This window comes from Nocardia abscessus NBRC 100374 (assembly GCF_000308455.1).
Classification (GTDB): domain Bacteria; phylum Actinomycetota; class Actinomycetes; order Mycobacteriales; family Mycobacteriaceae; genus Nocardia; species Nocardia abscessus.
Map to the genome: position 1 here is coordinate 47,707 of NZ_BAFP01000139.1, position 14,899 is coordinate 62,605.

Annotated in this window: 15 protein-coding genes; 3 read left to right on the top strand and 12 right to left on the bottom strand. The window is 69.2% G+C overall.

The window, feature by feature from the left end:
- Positions 1-65: 65 nt before the first annotated feature.
- The 3 genes from ON19_RS27730 to ON19_RS27740 all read right to left on the bottom strand — a co-directional run bounded on the left by ON19_RS27730 (position 66) and on the right by ON19_RS27740 (position 2,533).
- Complete coding sequence (locus ON19_RS27730; protein ID WP_043699059.1) at positions 66-755, bottom strand: response regulator; 690 nt, start codon at positions 753-755, stop codon at positions 66-68.
- The gene (locus tag ON19_RS27735) at positions 752-1,987 is read right to left on the bottom strand and encodes a sensor histidine kinase (RefSeq protein ID WP_043699061.1); all 1,236 of its coding nucleotides are present in this window, start codon (positions 1,985-1,987) and stop codon (positions 752-754) included. The genes ON19_RS27730 and ON19_RS27735 overlap by 4 nt, the downstream gene beginning before the upstream one ends.
- Before the next feature lie 141 nt (positions 1,988-2,128).
- Positions 2,129-2,533, bottom strand: a complete 405-nt coding sequence (locus ON19_RS27740) for a winged helix-turn-helix transcriptional regulator (protein ID WP_227954488.1) — start codon at positions 2,531-2,533, stop codon at positions 2,129-2,131.
- 89 nt (positions 2,534-2,622) lie between these two features.
- Here ON19_RS27740 and ON19_RS27745 point away from each other — a divergent pair, with 89 nt between their 5' ends.
- On the top strand, positions 2,623-3,282 hold the full coding sequence (locus ON19_RS27745; RefSeq protein ID WP_043699063.1) for an NADPH-dependent F420 reductase: 660 nt from the start codon (positions 2,623-2,625) through the stop codon (positions 3,280-3,282).
- An 11-nt stretch (positions 3,283-3,293) separates the two neighbouring features.
- Here the strand turns inward: ON19_RS27745 and ON19_RS27750 are convergent, their stop codons facing one another.
- The 8 genes from ON19_RS27750 to ON19_RS27785 all read right to left on the bottom strand — a co-directional run bounded on the left by ON19_RS27750 (position 3,294) and on the right by ON19_RS27785 (position 12,242).
- A complete protein-coding gene (locus ON19_RS27750; protein WP_043699065.1) occupies positions 3,294-4,586 on the bottom strand; it encodes an RNA polymerase sigma factor in 1,293 nt (430 codons plus the stop codon).
- 15 nt (positions 4,587-4,601) lie between these two features.
- Entirely contained in the window at positions 4,602-5,021 is a 420-nt protein-coding gene (locus ON19_RS27755) for a YciI family protein (RefSeq protein ID WP_043699067.1), read from the bottom strand.
- A gap of 199 nt (positions 5,022-5,220) precedes the next feature.
- Positions 5,221-7,278, bottom strand: a complete 2,058-nt coding sequence (locus ON19_RS27760) for a CocE/NonD family hydrolase (protein ID WP_043699069.1) — start codon at positions 7,276-7,278, stop codon at positions 5,221-5,223.
- 336 nt (positions 7,279-7,614) lie between these two features.
- Complete coding sequence (locus ON19_RS27765) at positions 7,615-8,352, bottom strand: phosphoglyceromutase (protein ID WP_043699071.1); 738 nt, start codon at positions 8,350-8,352, stop codon at positions 7,615-7,617.
- Positions 8,353-8,434: 82 nt separating this feature from the next.
- Entirely contained in the window at positions 8,435-9,337 is a 903-nt protein-coding gene (locus ON19_RS27770; RefSeq protein WP_043699636.1) for an ROK family protein, read from the bottom strand.
- A 60-nt stretch (positions 9,338-9,397) separates the two neighbouring features.
- Positions 9,398-9,892 (bottom strand): type III secretion system chaperone family protein, encoded by a 495-nt coding sequence (locus ON19_RS27775; protein ID WP_051169395.1) that lies wholly within the window; start codon positions 9,890-9,892, stop codon positions 9,398-9,400.
- A 5-nt stretch (positions 9,893-9,897) separates the two neighbouring features.
- Positions 9,898-11,343: a D-inositol-3-phosphate glycosyltransferase gene (gene mshA / locus ON19_RS27780; RefSeq protein WP_043699075.1), complete on the bottom strand. Its 1,446-nt coding sequence runs from the start codon at positions 11,341-11,343 to the stop codon at positions 9,898-9,900.
- A 77-nt stretch (positions 11,344-11,420) separates the two neighbouring features.
- Positions 11,421-12,242, bottom strand: a complete 822-nt coding sequence (locus ON19_RS27785) for an alpha/beta fold hydrolase (protein ID WP_043699076.1) — start codon at positions 12,240-12,242, stop codon at positions 11,421-11,423.
- A 73-nt stretch (positions 12,243-12,315) separates the two neighbouring features.
- Here ON19_RS27785 and ON19_RS27790 point away from each other — a divergent pair, with 73 nt between their 5' ends.
- Both ON19_RS27790 and mscL read left to right on the top strand, forming a co-directional pair.
- Positions 12,316-13,050, top strand: coding sequence for an SDR family NAD(P)-dependent oxidoreductase (locus tag ON19_RS27790; protein ID WP_043699078.1), 735 nt, complete (start codon positions 12,316-12,318; stop codon positions 13,048-13,050).
- Between the two features lie 121 nt (positions 13,051-13,171).
- Entirely contained in the window at positions 13,172-13,642 is a 471-nt protein-coding gene (gene mscL, locus ON19_RS27795) for a large conductance mechanosensitive channel protein MscL (protein ID WP_306307062.1), read from the top strand.
- A 6-nt stretch (positions 13,643-13,648) separates the two neighbouring features.
- Here mscL and ON19_RS27800 read toward each other — a convergent pair whose 3' ends face one another.
- Complete coding sequence (locus ON19_RS27800) at positions 13,649-14,872, bottom strand: L,D-transpeptidase (RefSeq protein ID WP_043699082.1); 1,224 nt, start codon at positions 14,870-14,872, stop codon at positions 13,649-13,651.
- Between the last annotated feature and the right edge of the window lie 27 nt (positions 14,873-14,899).

Consider the following 14,899-nt stretch of genomic DNA (forward strand, 5'->3'; position numbering starts at 1 on the left):
CGACAGAACGGCCGAGAGCACCGCAGTGCTCTCGGCCGTTCGTGTTCGCCGCGACGCGCGGGCGGTCATGCCTCCAGTTTGTAGCCCAGCCCGCGCACGGTGACCAGGTGTTCCGGCTTGGCCGGGTCCGCCTCGATCTTCGAGCGCAGCCGCTTGACGTGCACGTCCAGGGTCTTGGTGTCGCCGACGTAATCGGCGCCCCACACCCGGTCGATCAGCTGCCCGCGGGTGAGCACCCGCCCGGAATTGCGCAGCAGGTATTCGAGCAGGTCGAACTCCTTGAGCGGCAGCGTGACCGGCTTGGCGTTCACCATCACGGTGTGCCGGTCGACGTCCATCCGGACCGGACCGGCTTCCAGCACGCCGCTCTCGTTGGAGCCGTCCAGCTCGTCGCCCGCGCCGCGGCGCAGCACGGCGCGGATGCGCGCGATGAGCTCGCGAGCGGAATACGGCTTGGTGACGTAGTCGTCGGCGCCCAGTTCCAGGCCGACCACCTTGTCGATCTCGCTGTCGCGCGCGGTGACCATGATCACCGGGACGCCGCTGCGGGTGCGCAACTGCTTGCACACATCGGTGCCGCTCATGCCGGGCAGCATGAGGTCGAGCAGCACGATGTCCGCACCGGACCGGTCGAACTCGGCGAGCGCGGACGGCCCGTCACCGACCACGGTGACCTCGAAACCCTCCTTGCGCAGCAGGAACGCGAGCGGATCGGCCAGCGACTCCTCATCCTCGACGATCAGAACACTCGTCATCTGCGTGCCTCCACACCATTCGGTCGGCCCGGTCCGGTGGGACGCGGGCTTGTTTCTTTCATGCTCACCACGGCGCCGTCGTGGTCGTCGTCGGCGCCTGCTTCGTGGTGGGCGGGTATGCGCAAGGTGAACGTCGATCCGGTGCCCAACTTGCTCCACAGGGTGATCTCCCCGTTGTGGTTGGCGGCCACGTGTTTGACGATAGCCAGGCCCAGTCCGGTGCCGCCCGTCGAGCGCGAACGCGCCTTGTCGGACCGGAAGAATCGCTCGAACACCCGCTCCTGGTCTTCCTTGGCGATGCCGATGCCGCGGTCGGTCACCGCCATCGCCACGTGATCGCCGCGCAGTGAGCGGCTCACCGACACGTGCGAACCGGCGGGCGAGTAGGCGATCGCGTTCTCGACCAGGTTCGACAGTGCCGTGACCAGCAGGGTTTCGTCGCCGAGCACCTCGAGCCCGCTCGGGCGGTCGGTGCTCACCGTGATCCCGGCGGCTTCGGCGGCGGTGCGGGAACGATCGACCGCCTGCATCACCACGGTGTCCACGTCCACCACCTCGAGTTCGGGCAATTTCTCCGCGCCCTGCAGACGGGAGAGCGCGATGAGCTCGGTGACCATCTTGCCGAGGCGGCGCGATTCACCGAGCACGCGCTGACCGAAGTGTCGCACGGCCTCCGGGTCGTCGGCGGATTCCAGGAGAGCTTCGGCGAGCAAACTCATCGCGCCGACCGGAGTCTTGAGCTCGTGGCTGACGTTCGCGACGAAGTCGCGGCGGGTGGCTTCCATCCGGGCCTGTTCGGAATCGTCGTCGGCGAACAGGACGGTGAAGGTGGTCTCTTCCCGTGACAGTTGCCTGGCGACGCCGCGCACCGCGATACGTCCGCGGCCGGGGACCGGATTCTTCGCGGTGAGGTCGAACTCCGACGATTCGCCGGTGGCCAGCACCTTCTCCACCGCAGCCCAGGCGCGCTCGTCGAGCAGGCGATTGCGGACCAGTCCGAGTTCCTCCGCGCGCGGATTGACCAGCACCACGTCGCGGTACTCGTCCACCACCGCGATGCCGCTCTCGGAGGCGAGCACGATCAAATCGAGAACCTGGGACATGGTGAGACCGGACTCGGCCTGCCTGCGTGCGGCCTGCCTGGCATTCACATACGGGATAAGTAGCCCGCCGACTGCCAGACCGACGACAGCCGCCAAGACTGCCAGCAGCACGGCCTGGGGAACACTCACACTTGAATCGTACGGTCGCCGACCAGTTGGCCAACGCCGGGTACGCGAAGTTTCGCGCAGGTCACAGGCCCTTCCGGCCCCGTTAGCCCCGAGTTTACGCACTGTTCGACATGGCGTACTCGCAGCGTATTCACCGGGCGGTCAGTCCGCTTCGTCGGCTCCGGCGAGCGCCTCGTTCACCGCGCGGCCGTGTTTGTCCACCCACTCGCCGAGGGCGTAGATGGGAAGCAACAGGTCCGCGCCCGCGGCGGTCAGCTCGTATTCGACCCGGGGCGGGGCCTCGGCGTAGCGACGACGGCGCACCAGCGTCATCCGTTCCATCCGGCGCAGCGTCTGCGTCAGCATCTTCTGGCTGATCCCGCCGATGGCCGTACGCAGCTCGCCGGGACGCATGGGCCCCTCGCGCAGCATGTACACGATCACCGGCAACCAGGAGTTGCCGAAGATGTCCACACCCATCCGGGCGGGACAGTCGGATTCGAAGTCGCCGTACGGCGCGTAATCCACCCGCTCCGCCGAGACCGGTTCGATCGGTGCCGTGCTCACGGTTCCAGCTTGCCAGCGCGTTGCGCACCCCGGAGTGCCCATCGGGATTCCTAGCGTCGTGGGCGAACACTTTCGAGTCAGGAGTTGGGATGCGAATCGGAATCATCGGTGCGGGCGCGATGGCGCGGGCACTCGGCGGCGGCTGGAGCGCGGCGGGTCACGAGGTACTCGTCGGCGCCCGATCCGCCGACGCCGCAGGGGAACTGGCCGCCGCGATCGGCGCGCGGGCCGGAACGATCACCGACGCGGCGGGTTTCGGCGATGTCGTGGTGCTCGCGGTGCCGGTCGCGGCGTTGTCGCAGGTGCTGCGCGCCGCCGGGAAATTGCTGGTCGGACGCACGATCGTGGACTGCACGAACGCCTTCGCCCCGGACGCTTCGGCGCCGCAGGGAGTCACCGCGTTCGTGCTCGCCGAGGACGCTGTCGCGGAACGGATCGCGGTGCAAGCGCCCGGAGCGCACGTGGTGAAGGCGTTCAATCTGTGTGCCGCCGAGGTGTGGGAGGCGAACGGGCGGATCTTCGAGGACCGCCGCTTGGCGGTGCCGCTGTGCGGTGACGACGAAGCCGCGGTGCGGGCGGTCGCGGCGCTGGCCGAAGACCTCGGGCTGCAACCGATCCCGGCGGGCGGGCTGCACCGGGCCCGCTACCTGGAGGCACTGTCGGTGTTCACCGTCGGTCTCTGGTTCGCCGGACACGATGCCCGCGCGATGTTCCCGCCTTTGGAGGCCGCGTTCGCCGTCGCCGACTGACCACAAAGGCATCAGGCCGGGTCGAGCGCGGCGAGCTTGCGCTCCAGCACCTGCCGTTCGCGCTGGTTGCCGCACATGCCGATGGCGCGCTCCAGTTCGCCGCGGGCCTGCTGGATGCGCCCGAGCCGGATCAGCAGCTCGCCTCGAACGCTCGGCAGCAGGTGCGAATTCGACAGCGTCCCGGCGGCCACCAGCTCGTCCACGATCGGCAGCGCCGCCGCCGGACCCTGCGCCATGGAGACCGCCACCGCACGGTTGAGGTCGACCACCGGCGACGGCGCGAGCCGGCCGAGCGCCTCGTAGATCAGCACGACGCGCTCCCAGTTCGTCGCCTCGACCGAGTGGGCGACGGCATGACACTCGGCGATCGCCGCCTGCAACCCGTAGGCGCCGAGGCCCCGGCCGACCTGCTCGGCGCGGGCCAAGGCGGCTTGTCCCCGGCGGATCGCGGCGAGGTCCCAACGGCGGCGGTCCTGGTGCTCCAGGAGCACCGGCTCGCCGTCGGGCCCGGTGCGGGCGGGAAAGCGCGCCGCGGTCAATTCGAGCAGCGCCAGCAGGCCGTGTGTCTCGGGCTCGTCCGGCACGAGCCTGGTGAGTACCCGCGCCAGGCGCAGTGCACCGCTGGCGAGGTCGAGCCGGATCAGATCCGCCCCGGAGCTGGCCGACGACCCTTCGGTGAAGATCAGGTAGACCACACTGAGCACCGAACCGAGGCGCTTGGTCCGTTCCTCGGCCGGTGGCACCTCGAACGGCACCCGGGCCGCGGCGAGGGTCTTCTTCGCCCGCGTGATCCGAGCCTGCACGGTAGCGGCCGGAACGAGGAACGCCTTGGCGATCTCGTCGCTGGTGAGACCGCCGACCACCCGCAAAGTGAGCGCCACTCTCGCCTCCCGCGACAGCACGGGATGGCAGGAGATGAACATCGCCGCGAGCAGATCGTCATCGATCCGGTCCGGGTCCCACAGCAGGTCCTCGGCGTCCCGGGCCGGATCGGCCGGCGCGCCTCCCAAGACGGCGCCACCCTCGCCCAGGTCTCGGGCGAGGGCGGCGTATCTCTCGTCGAGGGCGGAGCGCCGACGGAAAGCGTCGATCGCGCGACGGCGGCCGACGGTGAGCAACCACCCCGCCGGATTGCGCGGCACGCCCTCGCGCGGCCACGTCACGAGCGCCTCGGCCAGCGCCTCCTGCGCCAAGTCCTCGGCCAGCGCGAAGTCGCCGGTGTACCGCGCGAGCGCACCGACGATCCGTGCGGACTCGATCCGCCAGACCGCGGCTACGGCTTCACGGCCGGTGTGGTCGGCCATCGCCCCTCGATCCGTTCAGAGCTGACCGGTGGCCTCGCGCCACGCCCGCTCCTTCTGGATCCACTCGTTGTCCTGCGGAAACTCGTCGATCGTCGGGACCCGGCGGATCTCGGTCTTGAACCCGGGGCCGGTCATCGGCATCCGCTTGGCCCACTCGATCGCTTCTTCCTTCGACGCCACATTGAGGATGTAGAACCCGCCGAACAGCTCTTTGGTCTCGCCGTACGGGCCGTCGGTGACGACGGGGGTCTCGGAGGAGTAATCGACCACCACACCCTCGGCGGCGTCCTCCAATCCCTCCGCCGCGACCAGCACGCCCGCCCGGATCAGCTCGTCGTTGTACTTACCCATCGTTTCGAGCATCTGGTCGAAGTCGATGTTCGCCATTCCCGCGAAGGCCTCGTCGGTGGCGCGCATGATGAGCATGTACTTCATGGTTGTCTCCCTGGTTGTTCGGATCCCTCTCTGGACCCTCTCACCCATAGGTCGAACGGGGGATCTCGAAGATCGACACACGCGCCGAAATTTTTTTCGACCCACTTCGGAGCCGCCGATCGGAGCGTGCACCCTCGCCCATACCCCGCGGCGTCGACCATGATGCGCGACGGGTGCACGCTCGGACCGCGCCCCAGCTCTACCAGCCCGGATTCCCGCGGACCGGGATGTTGACGAAGCTCGGACGGGCGGGATCCAGCTCCAGGTGCTGTGGCCGCAGACCGGTGTCGATCAGCATCGGCAGGATGGGCAGGCCCTTGGGGAAGTTGCCCGCGTACACGTCGACGCGCAGGCGGTGGCCCGGTTGCAGGAGCGCCTCGGTGGCGGGCAACGCGATGTCCAGCGTGGTCACCTCGCCCGGGACCGTCGGCTGCCGCTGCTCCAGCGAGGTGAACGGTCGCGGGTCGGTGTAGTCGCCGTTGGCCGACTTGCTGCTGTTCGCCTCGTCGATCGCCCGCAGCGACGCCATGAGCTGCCCCGAGGACAACACGCTCGACTGCCCGTCCGGCGCGACGTCGTTCACGGTGACCACCCAGTACCCGTCGGCGGAGTCCTGAACCGTATTGAGCCGCACCGCGATCCGCCCCGAGATCGAGGTCGGCTCGGCGACCGGGGCGCTGGTGAAGGTCAGCCCGTTCAGTTCCTGCACTCTGGAGTCCTTCGCGCAGCCGTCGATGACCGACAGCACGCCCGCGGTGCCCTGGGCGGCGTCGTTGGAGCACAGACTGGTCAGGCCGGGCGCGACAGTCAGGCGCGCGGGCTCGCCGCTACCCTGCGAGTCGAGCGAACCGTCGTAGAGGCTGCCCGCGGTGCCGCTCGGCGCGGCGGACAGGTACATCCTGCGGTGCACCGCCTGCTGCGCATCCGCCGCAGCGGTCGGCGCGGCGAAGGAGTCGGTGGTGATCCAGCCGCCGCCCTGCTGACGCAAGGTGATCGGACCGTACTGGTCGATGCCGTTGTCGATGCCCTTGAGCCACTTGTCGAACCACGCGCGCTGCAGCACGTCCAGCCGCGGCGGCAGGCCCGGCTTGCCGTACTCGTTGCCCGAGTTGAGGTGATAGGTGTTGCCCATCAGCAATTGCTTCTGGCCGGGCGGCAGCGGAATCTCGTTGTAGATCTTGGGTTCCGAGTAGGCGAACAGGTCGTGCCAGCCGCCGGTGACGAAGGTCGGCGTCCGGATCCCGCCCGGATCACCGAGCCAGTCCTCCCGCGGCCGGGAACCGTCGGTCAGCAGTTCCTTGGCGCGGGGGTCGAGATCCTCGATGCGCGCGGTGGTGTAGACGTTGAGCAGGACGTCCATGAAAGTCAACGGATCCCGGGCGCGGTCGGCCAGCCACCTGGTGTCCAGCTGCCCGTTGAGTACCGAGGCCAGGTCGGGAATCAGCTTGAGGCCGTTGATCGCGGTCAGCCACAGCGGGATGAAGTTGAAGCCGAAGCCGCCGCCGGGCGCCAGCACGTCGTTGACCAGGTCGCTGCCCGGCACGACCGGGAAGATCGCCTGCAAGGCGGGTGGGCGCTGCTCGGCGGCCTGCACCTGGTTGATCCCCGAATAGGAGATGCCGTTCATGCCGATCCGCCCGTTGGACCACGGCTGCCGGGACGCCCAGTCGATCACCTCGAGCGTGTCCTGCTGTTCGCGTCCGCGCAGCATGTCCCAGACGCCCTGGGAGAAACCGGTGCCCCGCACGTCCACGACCAGCTGGGAGTAGCCGCTCTTGATCAGTTGCCGGTCGACGGTGAAGTTGCGCAGTTCGCCGCCGCCGAACGCCTTGGTCAGGTCGGTGACTCCGGACAGCGGGGTGCCGCTCATGTCGATCTGCCGGAACAGCTCGATCAGCGCGTCGGACAGGCCGGGAATCGACTGTGCGTGATCGGCCAGGTTCGACACCAGCTTGGTGTACGGCGTGAGGTTCACGATCGTCGGCGTAGGCGTGTCGATGGGCCGCCCGGAGGCGTCCGCGGGGCGGTAGACGTTCCCCTTCAGGACGGTGCCGTCGCTCATCGTGATGGGGACGTCCCACTGGATGTGGATGTTCGGGAACTGCTGTGCGGCGTCCTGGTTGGCCGTCCACTCCGCTCCGGCTGCCCCACCGTCGGGACCGGCCGGCAATGGCGCGGCCGCCGCGCCACTCGTGAGAAAGGGGGCGAGCACCGCGGCGGCGACGACCGCCACTGTGACCCGCAACGCGTACTTCATCGGACGTGTTCCACCTCTCGTGCTGGTCAAGCGACCAAGTGTAACTTTCCTACCCGCCGGTAGGAACTACCGGTAACATACACTGACCCTCGGAACATCGGTTCACATATGCCGATCGAGCAGCAGATTCTCCCGAGTCTTCGCTGGCCACACCCGTCTGGACCCGTTTACAGCATCGGAATCATGGCTCACCGACCGGTCGTAGACCGGCGTTCCGCCGTCCGGCGTGTCGCCCCCCGCCTCGACGAACACGCGACGCTCGCCACTCGTGGCCGAACACGACGACGCGCTGCCACCCCTGAGGAGTGACAGCGCGTCGGGATTCGCGTTCGGAGCTTACTTCCCGCCCTGGCCCGCGACGGCGGCCGCGCCCGCGGCGGCGGCCTCCGGGTCGAGGTACTCGCGCGGACGCACCGGGCGCAGGTCCTGGTCGAGGTGATAGACCAGCGGGATGCCGGTGGGGATGTTCAGGCCCGCGATGTCCTCGTCCGAGATCTGGTCGAGGTGCTTGACCAGCGCCCGCAGCGAGTTGCCGTGCGCGGCGACCAGCACGGTCTTGCCGGACAGCAGGTCCTTGGAGATGGTCGACTCCCAGTACGGAACCATCCGGTTGACCACGTCGAGCAGGCACTCGGTCTTCGGGACCTCGATGCCCGCGTAGCGCGGATCGCCCTCCTGGCTGTACTCGTTGGCCGTGTCGATCGGCGGGGGCGGGGTGTCGTAGCTGCGGCGCCACAGCATGAACTGCTCGTCGCCGTACTTGTCCCGGATCTGCGCCTTGTTCTTACCTTGCAGTTCGCCGTAGTGCCGCTCGTTGAGCCGCCAGTCGCGGATCACCGGAATCCAGTGCCGGTCGGCGGCGTCCAGCGCGATGTTCGCGGTGGAGATGGCCCGGCGCAGCAGCGAGGTGTAGACGACGTCCGGCAGGATGCCGTGCTCGGCCAGCAGTTCCCCGGCACGCTTGCCCTCGGCGATGCCCTTGTCGGTCAGATGCACGTCCACCCAGCCGGTGAACAGGTTCAGGGCGTTCCATTCGCTTTCGCCGTGGCGCAGCAGCACGAGGGAGTACGTCATGCGGTCATCCTCCCATGCGCGCTCGACCGGGTCGCATCGGTTCCCGCCACGCCGCCACGGCCGGCACGGGGAAAGCGCGCAGTCAGACCGGTTCGTCCGCGGCGTGCTCGGCGGCGAGCACACCCGCGCCCGCCAGCGTCGCGCCGTGGGTGATCGCGGAGAGCTCCACACGCAGTCCGCGCAGGAACGTCAGCCCGGCGTGCTCGGCCACCGCGGCGCGCAGCGGATCCCACAGCGGCGCACCGGATCGCGCGAATCCGCCGCCGACGACCACCCGGTCGACGTCCAGCAGGGCGGCGGCCGAGGCGATCGCCGCGCCGAGAGCGGTACCCGCCCGGTGCAGCGCGGCGAGCGCGATCTCGTCGCCCGCGCGCGCGTCCGCGGCCAGCCGCACGCCCGTGCCGCCGGACCAGCCCTGCTCCCGCGCCCAGCGCACCGACGACATGCCACTGGCGACCGCTTCGACGCAGCCGCGGCCGCCGCAGCCACAGGGGGTGTCCCAGCCCGGCACGACGATGTGCCCGACGTGCCCGGCATTGCCGGTGCGCCCGAGCAGCACCGAGCCGCCTGCCACGATCCCGCCGCCGATCCCCGACGACACGGTCATCGCCAGCGCGTCGGGCACCCCGCGCAAGGCGCCGAGGCGGTGTTCGGCCAGCGCGAGGCAGGCGCCGTCGATGGCGAAGCGAATCGCGGCAGCGGGAAACAGCTCCCGCACGGCGGCGACGACCGGGAATCCCGATTTCCATTCGGGAATGTTCAACGGACCGGTGACGCCGGTTCGCACGTCCACCGGCCCGGCCGCACCGATCCCCACGGCGCTGACCGGTGCCGGACCAGCTACCTCGAGCAGCAGTCCGCGACAGGCGTCCCACACGCTCGTGGCCGGCACCTTCACCTGACGTACGTCGCGCACCTCGGGACCGGGGTACACCACCCCGGCCGCGAACTTCGTCGCGCCGATGTCCAGAGCGAGAATCGCCAACGCCGTGTCTCCTTCGCCGATCCGAGCCACCCACGATTGTTACCCGGAGCCGGCGACCGGCTAGGGCCTGTCGGCGGAGTCGACCAGATGCTCGAACGCGCGCAGATTCTGCAGCGACTCGCCGCGCGAGACGCGCCACTTCCATTCCCGCCGAATGGATTCGGCGAAGCCGAGTTCCAGCAGCACGTTGAAGTCGGCGTCCACGGCCTCGAGGATCTGCCCGAACACCCGGTCCAATTCGTCCGGGGTTACGGCGTGCGCGGACATCCGGCCGACCAGGTAGATGTCGCCGACCCGGTCGAGGGTGTAGGCGACGGCGTAGAGCCTGCGATTGCGGCGCAGCAGGAACTTGTATACGCCTTCGAAGTTCTCGTCCGGCTTACGGCAGACGAACGCTTCGACACGAATCCCGTGCTTGCCCACCGTGAGCATCACGGTGGTCTCGAGCTTGCGCTCGCCGGGCAGGACGACGACGAAAGTCTCCTCGCCCGGCCGGGTGTACTCGATCTCCCGGTCGCGCAGCGCCTCGTCGATCAGCTGCGCGGTCGCCTGCACCTCGTTCACCGGCGTACTCCCATCCGGCGCCGCCACAGCGCCCGCGATCTGGCCTGGCTGCTCTCGGCGAGCAGAGCCGCCGTCCGTTCTCCGGCCAGGCTAGTGCGGTCGGCGGCCGCCGGGTCGTAGGCGTCGGCGCGCACGGCGCTGTGCGCCAGGCCGCGGCCGCCGAGCGCGGAGCGCTCGTCGCGGAAACCGGCCAGGGCCGCGGCGTAGCTGGCGAGTAGGCCGTCTGCCGTGTGCGCCCAGGAGAAATTGGCGGCGTGCGCGACGGCCCGCTCGCCCATCCGGCGCAGCCGACCGGGGTCGTTCAGCAGGTGCCGCAGCGCGTTCGCCCAGTCGGAGGTGCGATGTCCCGGGACCAGCAGGCCGGACACGTCGTGCCGCACGGCCGTGCCGAGACCACCCACATCGGCGGCCAGCACGGGAGTGCCGCTGGCCTGCGCCTCGATCGCGACCAAGCCGAAGGACTCGTTGTAGCTGGGCACCGCCACCAGGTCGGCGGCGCGATAGACCAGCACCAGCCGCTGCGGCGGCTGCGGGGGCAGGAAGCTGACCCGCGCGGCGATGCCCAGTTCGGCGGCCAGCTCGATCAGCGCGTCGGGGCGGTCCAAGCCGCTGCCGGAGGGCCCACCCACGATCAGCACGCGCAGCGGGCGCTCGGGCTCGGCGCGCAACACCTCCGCCGCGGCGCGCACCAGCACATCGGGCGCCTTCAGCGGCTGGATCCGGCCGACGAACGCGACGATCTGCTCGTCGGCGGCCAGGCCGAGCGCCGTGCGGGCGGCGGCCTTGTCACCGGGGCGGTAGCGGGTCAGGTCCGCGCCGGGCGGTACGACATCGATGCGCTGCGGGTCGGCCCCATAGAGCTCGACCAGCTGGCGGGCTTCCTCGGCGGTATTGGCGACGAGCCGATCGGATTCGGCGATCACCTGCTTCTCGCCGATCTCGCGGGTCGCCGGTTCGGGGCAGTCGCCCTCGGCCAGCGCCGCGTTCTTCACCGCGGCCAGCGTGTGCGCGGTGTGCACCAGCGGCACCCGCCACCGGTCCCTGGCCAGCCAGCCGACCTGGCCGGACAGCCAGTAATGCGAGTGGACCAGATCGTAATAGCCGGGCAGATGCCGAGCCTCCTGGCGCAACACCTCCGCGGTGAAGGGGCACAGCTGAGTGGGCAGATCGTGTTTGTCCAGCCCCTCGAACGGGCCTGCCACCACGTTGCGCACCAGCACGCCGGGCGCCGCCTCCTGCACGGGCGGGAGGTTGGACGCGGTCGCCCGGGTGAAGATCTCCACCTCGGTGCCGCGCCGGGCCAGCTCGACGGCTGTTTGCAGGACATAGACGTTCATGCCGCCGGCGTCGCCGGTCCCTGGCTGAGCGAGTGGTGAGGTGTGCACCGATAACACGGCGATACGGTTCGGCCGTAGGTCCAGGCGCTGACTCACACTATCCATAGTGCACGTTGCGTTCCCCGGCCCAGACGCGCTATCCGCGGCAAGTGAGAGCTATCACAGACCGGACATGACACCGATCACAAGCTCTCGGCGAACGCGCTCACCTCGGCGACGAACCGCGAACGGTCCTCGATGAACAGGCCGTGCTGGGCGTCTTCCCAGAACGACGCACGGGCGTTCGGGACGGTGTCGGCGATGAAGCGCCCGTTCTCGATCGGCACGACCTGATCGGCGGTCCCGTGCAGGACGAGCACCGGAACGTCCAGCGCGCGCAGTGTCCCGGTGTTGTCGACGGTGCGGTAGAACAGTGCTTTGCGCACCGCGGGCGGGGTGGCGAGACTGGCCCCGAACAGGCGCTGCGCGTCCGGGCCCTTGTCCGCGCCCGGTCCGGTGTTGGCATTGCCGAACGCACCGAAAGCGCGCAGGGCCCGCCCCGCGCTCTCCTCGAAGACGCCCGGCATCGCCTCCCGCATCATGCTGCCGGTGGCCGCACCCGGCACGCCGGGGCCGATGTTCGCCATCGAGCCGGTGTAGACGAGACCCGCGACGGCGTCGGTGCCGTACGCGGTCACATAGTCCGAGAGGACGATCCCGCCGTAGGACCAGCCGAGCAGCACCGCGCCGGAGTCGATGCCCTCGACGGCGAGCACGGCCGCGACGTCGGCCGCCCAGTTCTTCGGATCGTCGTAGCCCGTCGCGGGTGCGTCGGAGTAGCCGTGGCCGCGCAGGTCGACGGCGATCACCCGCAAACGCGCGGCGAGGTCGTCGGCGGCCGCGCCCCAGCAGCGCAGGTTCGCCGACCAACCGTGCAGCAGCACCAGCGGGCGGGCGTGCGCCGGACCGCTCACCCGGTAGACGATGTTCGTTCCGTCCGCGCTCACCACGTCCCGAATAGCCATGCCACTCAGGCTAACGGCGATCCCGGTGACCGCACCGGGCCCGGCAAACCTCGCGCACCTAAGATCTACCGGCATGAGCACTCGCACCGCCGTCGTCACCGGAGCCAGCTCGGGGATCGGCGAGGCCACCGCCCGCGAGCTGGCGAAGCAGGGCTTCCACGTCTACGTCGGCGCCCGCAGGCTGGATCGCCTGCGCCGCCTCGCCGACGAGATCGGCGGCACCGCACTGGAACTCGACGTCACCTCGGACGAGTCGGTGCGCACGTTCACCGAGGCGGTCGAGCGGGCCGACGTGCTGGTCAACAACGCGGGCGGCGCCAAGGGCATGGCCCCGGTCGCCGAGGCCGACCTGGACGACTGGCGCTGGATGTGGGAGACCAACGTGCTCGGCACGCTGCGCGTCACCAAAGCCCTGCTGCCCAAGCTGATCGCCTCCGGCGACGGGTTGATCGTCACCGTCACGTCGGTGGCCGCGTTCACCGCCTACGACAACGGTTCCGGCTACACCTCCGCCAAGCACGCGCAGGCCGTGTTGCACCGCACGCTGCGCGGGGAGCTGCTCGGGCAGCCGGTGCGGCTGACCGAGATCGCCCCCGGCGCCGTGGAAACCGAATTCTCGCTGGTTCGCTTCGACGGCGACGCGGACCGGGCCGCGAAGGTGTACGAGGGCATCGACCCGCTGGTCGCCCAGGACATCGCGGAGGTCATCGGCTTCGTCGCGTCGCGGCCCGCGCACGTCAACCTGGACCAGATCGTCATCAAGCCGAGGGATCAGGCGGACGCGGGCCGATTCGCTCGTCGCGGCTGACCATTTCATAGCCGAAGCGAATCAATCAGCTTTCGTGGTCGTTCCGGCCGCGAATTGCTGCGACTTCGCTATTCGATTCGAACCGTTAGCATCCGAGCAGCCGTAAGGGTAAGGACATCGGATGGGAGTGGTTAGGCTCATGTTCAAGGGTTTCAAAGAGTTCCTGATGCGCGGGAACGTCATCGATCTCGCGGTCGCCGTGGTGATGGGCACCGCGTTCACCGCCGTGGTGACCTCGGTGACGAAAGGCGTGGTGAATCCGCTGCTCGCGGTCTTCGGCAGCACCCACGAACTGGGCCTCGGCGTGCAGCTGATCTCCTCCAAACCCGCCACCTTCATCGCCGTCGGCCCGATCATCACGGCGGTCGTCGATTTCGTGATGGTCGCCGCGGTGCTGTACTTCGTGCTGATGCTGCCGATGAAGACGATCAAGAACCGCTTCGGCACCCCCAAGGCCGCCGAGCCCACCGAGATCGAGCTGCTGACCGAGATCCGCGACCTGCTCGCCGAGCGGCACGCGGCGGTCCGCGCCGAACGCTCGGCCGACCGCGAGGTCGAACAAGCCGCGAAAGAGGACGCGAAGGTCCGCTAGAACCGCTCAGCGCGCGCCGGCCGGCTGCGGAGGCAGCGGGGTGGCGGAGACCACGGCAGAGGGCGCACCCCGCAACGCCGACATGGTTTTCCAGCTGTTCCAGTCGATGGTCCAGTCGTAGAGGTCGCCGTCGGCGGCCGAAAGCGGGATCGAGGTTCCGGTCACCTCGACCGGATCGCCGTACAGGGCCGTGGGGAAGTACGCCTGGGCGTCGCCGGGAGACAGGTTGATGCACCCGTTGGTGACGTTCGCCGAGCCTTGCGCCGACAGTGATTCCGGGTTGGCGTGGATGAATTCGCCGTTGTTGGAGATGCGTACCGCCCAGCGTTCGCGAACGTTGGTGTAGTACGGCGGATTCGACATCATGAAGTCCTCGTACTTCTCGGTGACCACGTGGATGCCGGACCGGGTGACGTTGCGCGGCTCGTTGCCCTCGCCGTAGCTGACCGCGAAATCGAACACCGTCCGCCCGTCGCGGACCACCTGCATGCGGTGGCTCGGGGCGTTCGCCTTGACGATCTGACTGCGCCCGATGCGGAAATCCGTGGTCAGATCGGAATCGCCGTAGTTGCCGCCGCCCAGATCGAGTCCGTAGAGCCGGGCCGACACGTGCACGCTGGTGCCCGGCGTCCAGTAGTTCTTCGGACGCCAGTGCAGCCGCGAGCCGTTGTCGTCCGGAAACCAGGCCCACGCGCCCTCGGTCGGCGGGTCGGTGGTGATGGTGAGCGCCTTCTCCACCGCCGCCTTGTTCGTGACGGCGGACTTGAATTGCAGGATGATCGGCGCCGCGATGCCGACCTCCTGGTTGTCGCCGATGTTCAGGGTCGCGGGAACGGTGCTCTTGGGCGCGAGCGTCTGGAACGAACCGTCGATCGGTATCGGCTTGCCGTCGGTGCCGACCGCGGTGCCCGACCAGGTGTATGTGGCGTCGTAGCCGAGCGGCTCGGTGATGGTGTAGCCGCGTTTGTCCGGTGCGAGCTCGCCACGCACCTGCTTGCCCGCGGCGTTGGTCAGCGCGACCTGATCGATCGTGCCGTCGCTGATCGCTACGGAGACCGGCGCGGTCGGGTTGACGTTCTCGGCGTCGTCGGCCGGGGTCAGCGTCACCTCGGCGATCGGACCGGCGTCGGAGCCCGACCGGTCCGCGTCGTGGTCGATCGTGCAGCCGGCCGCCAGGGCGACGACCACCAGGAGGACAGCCGACACCACGGCAACCGATCGGTGGATCATCGGGCGGTGGTTCACTTCGTCGAATCT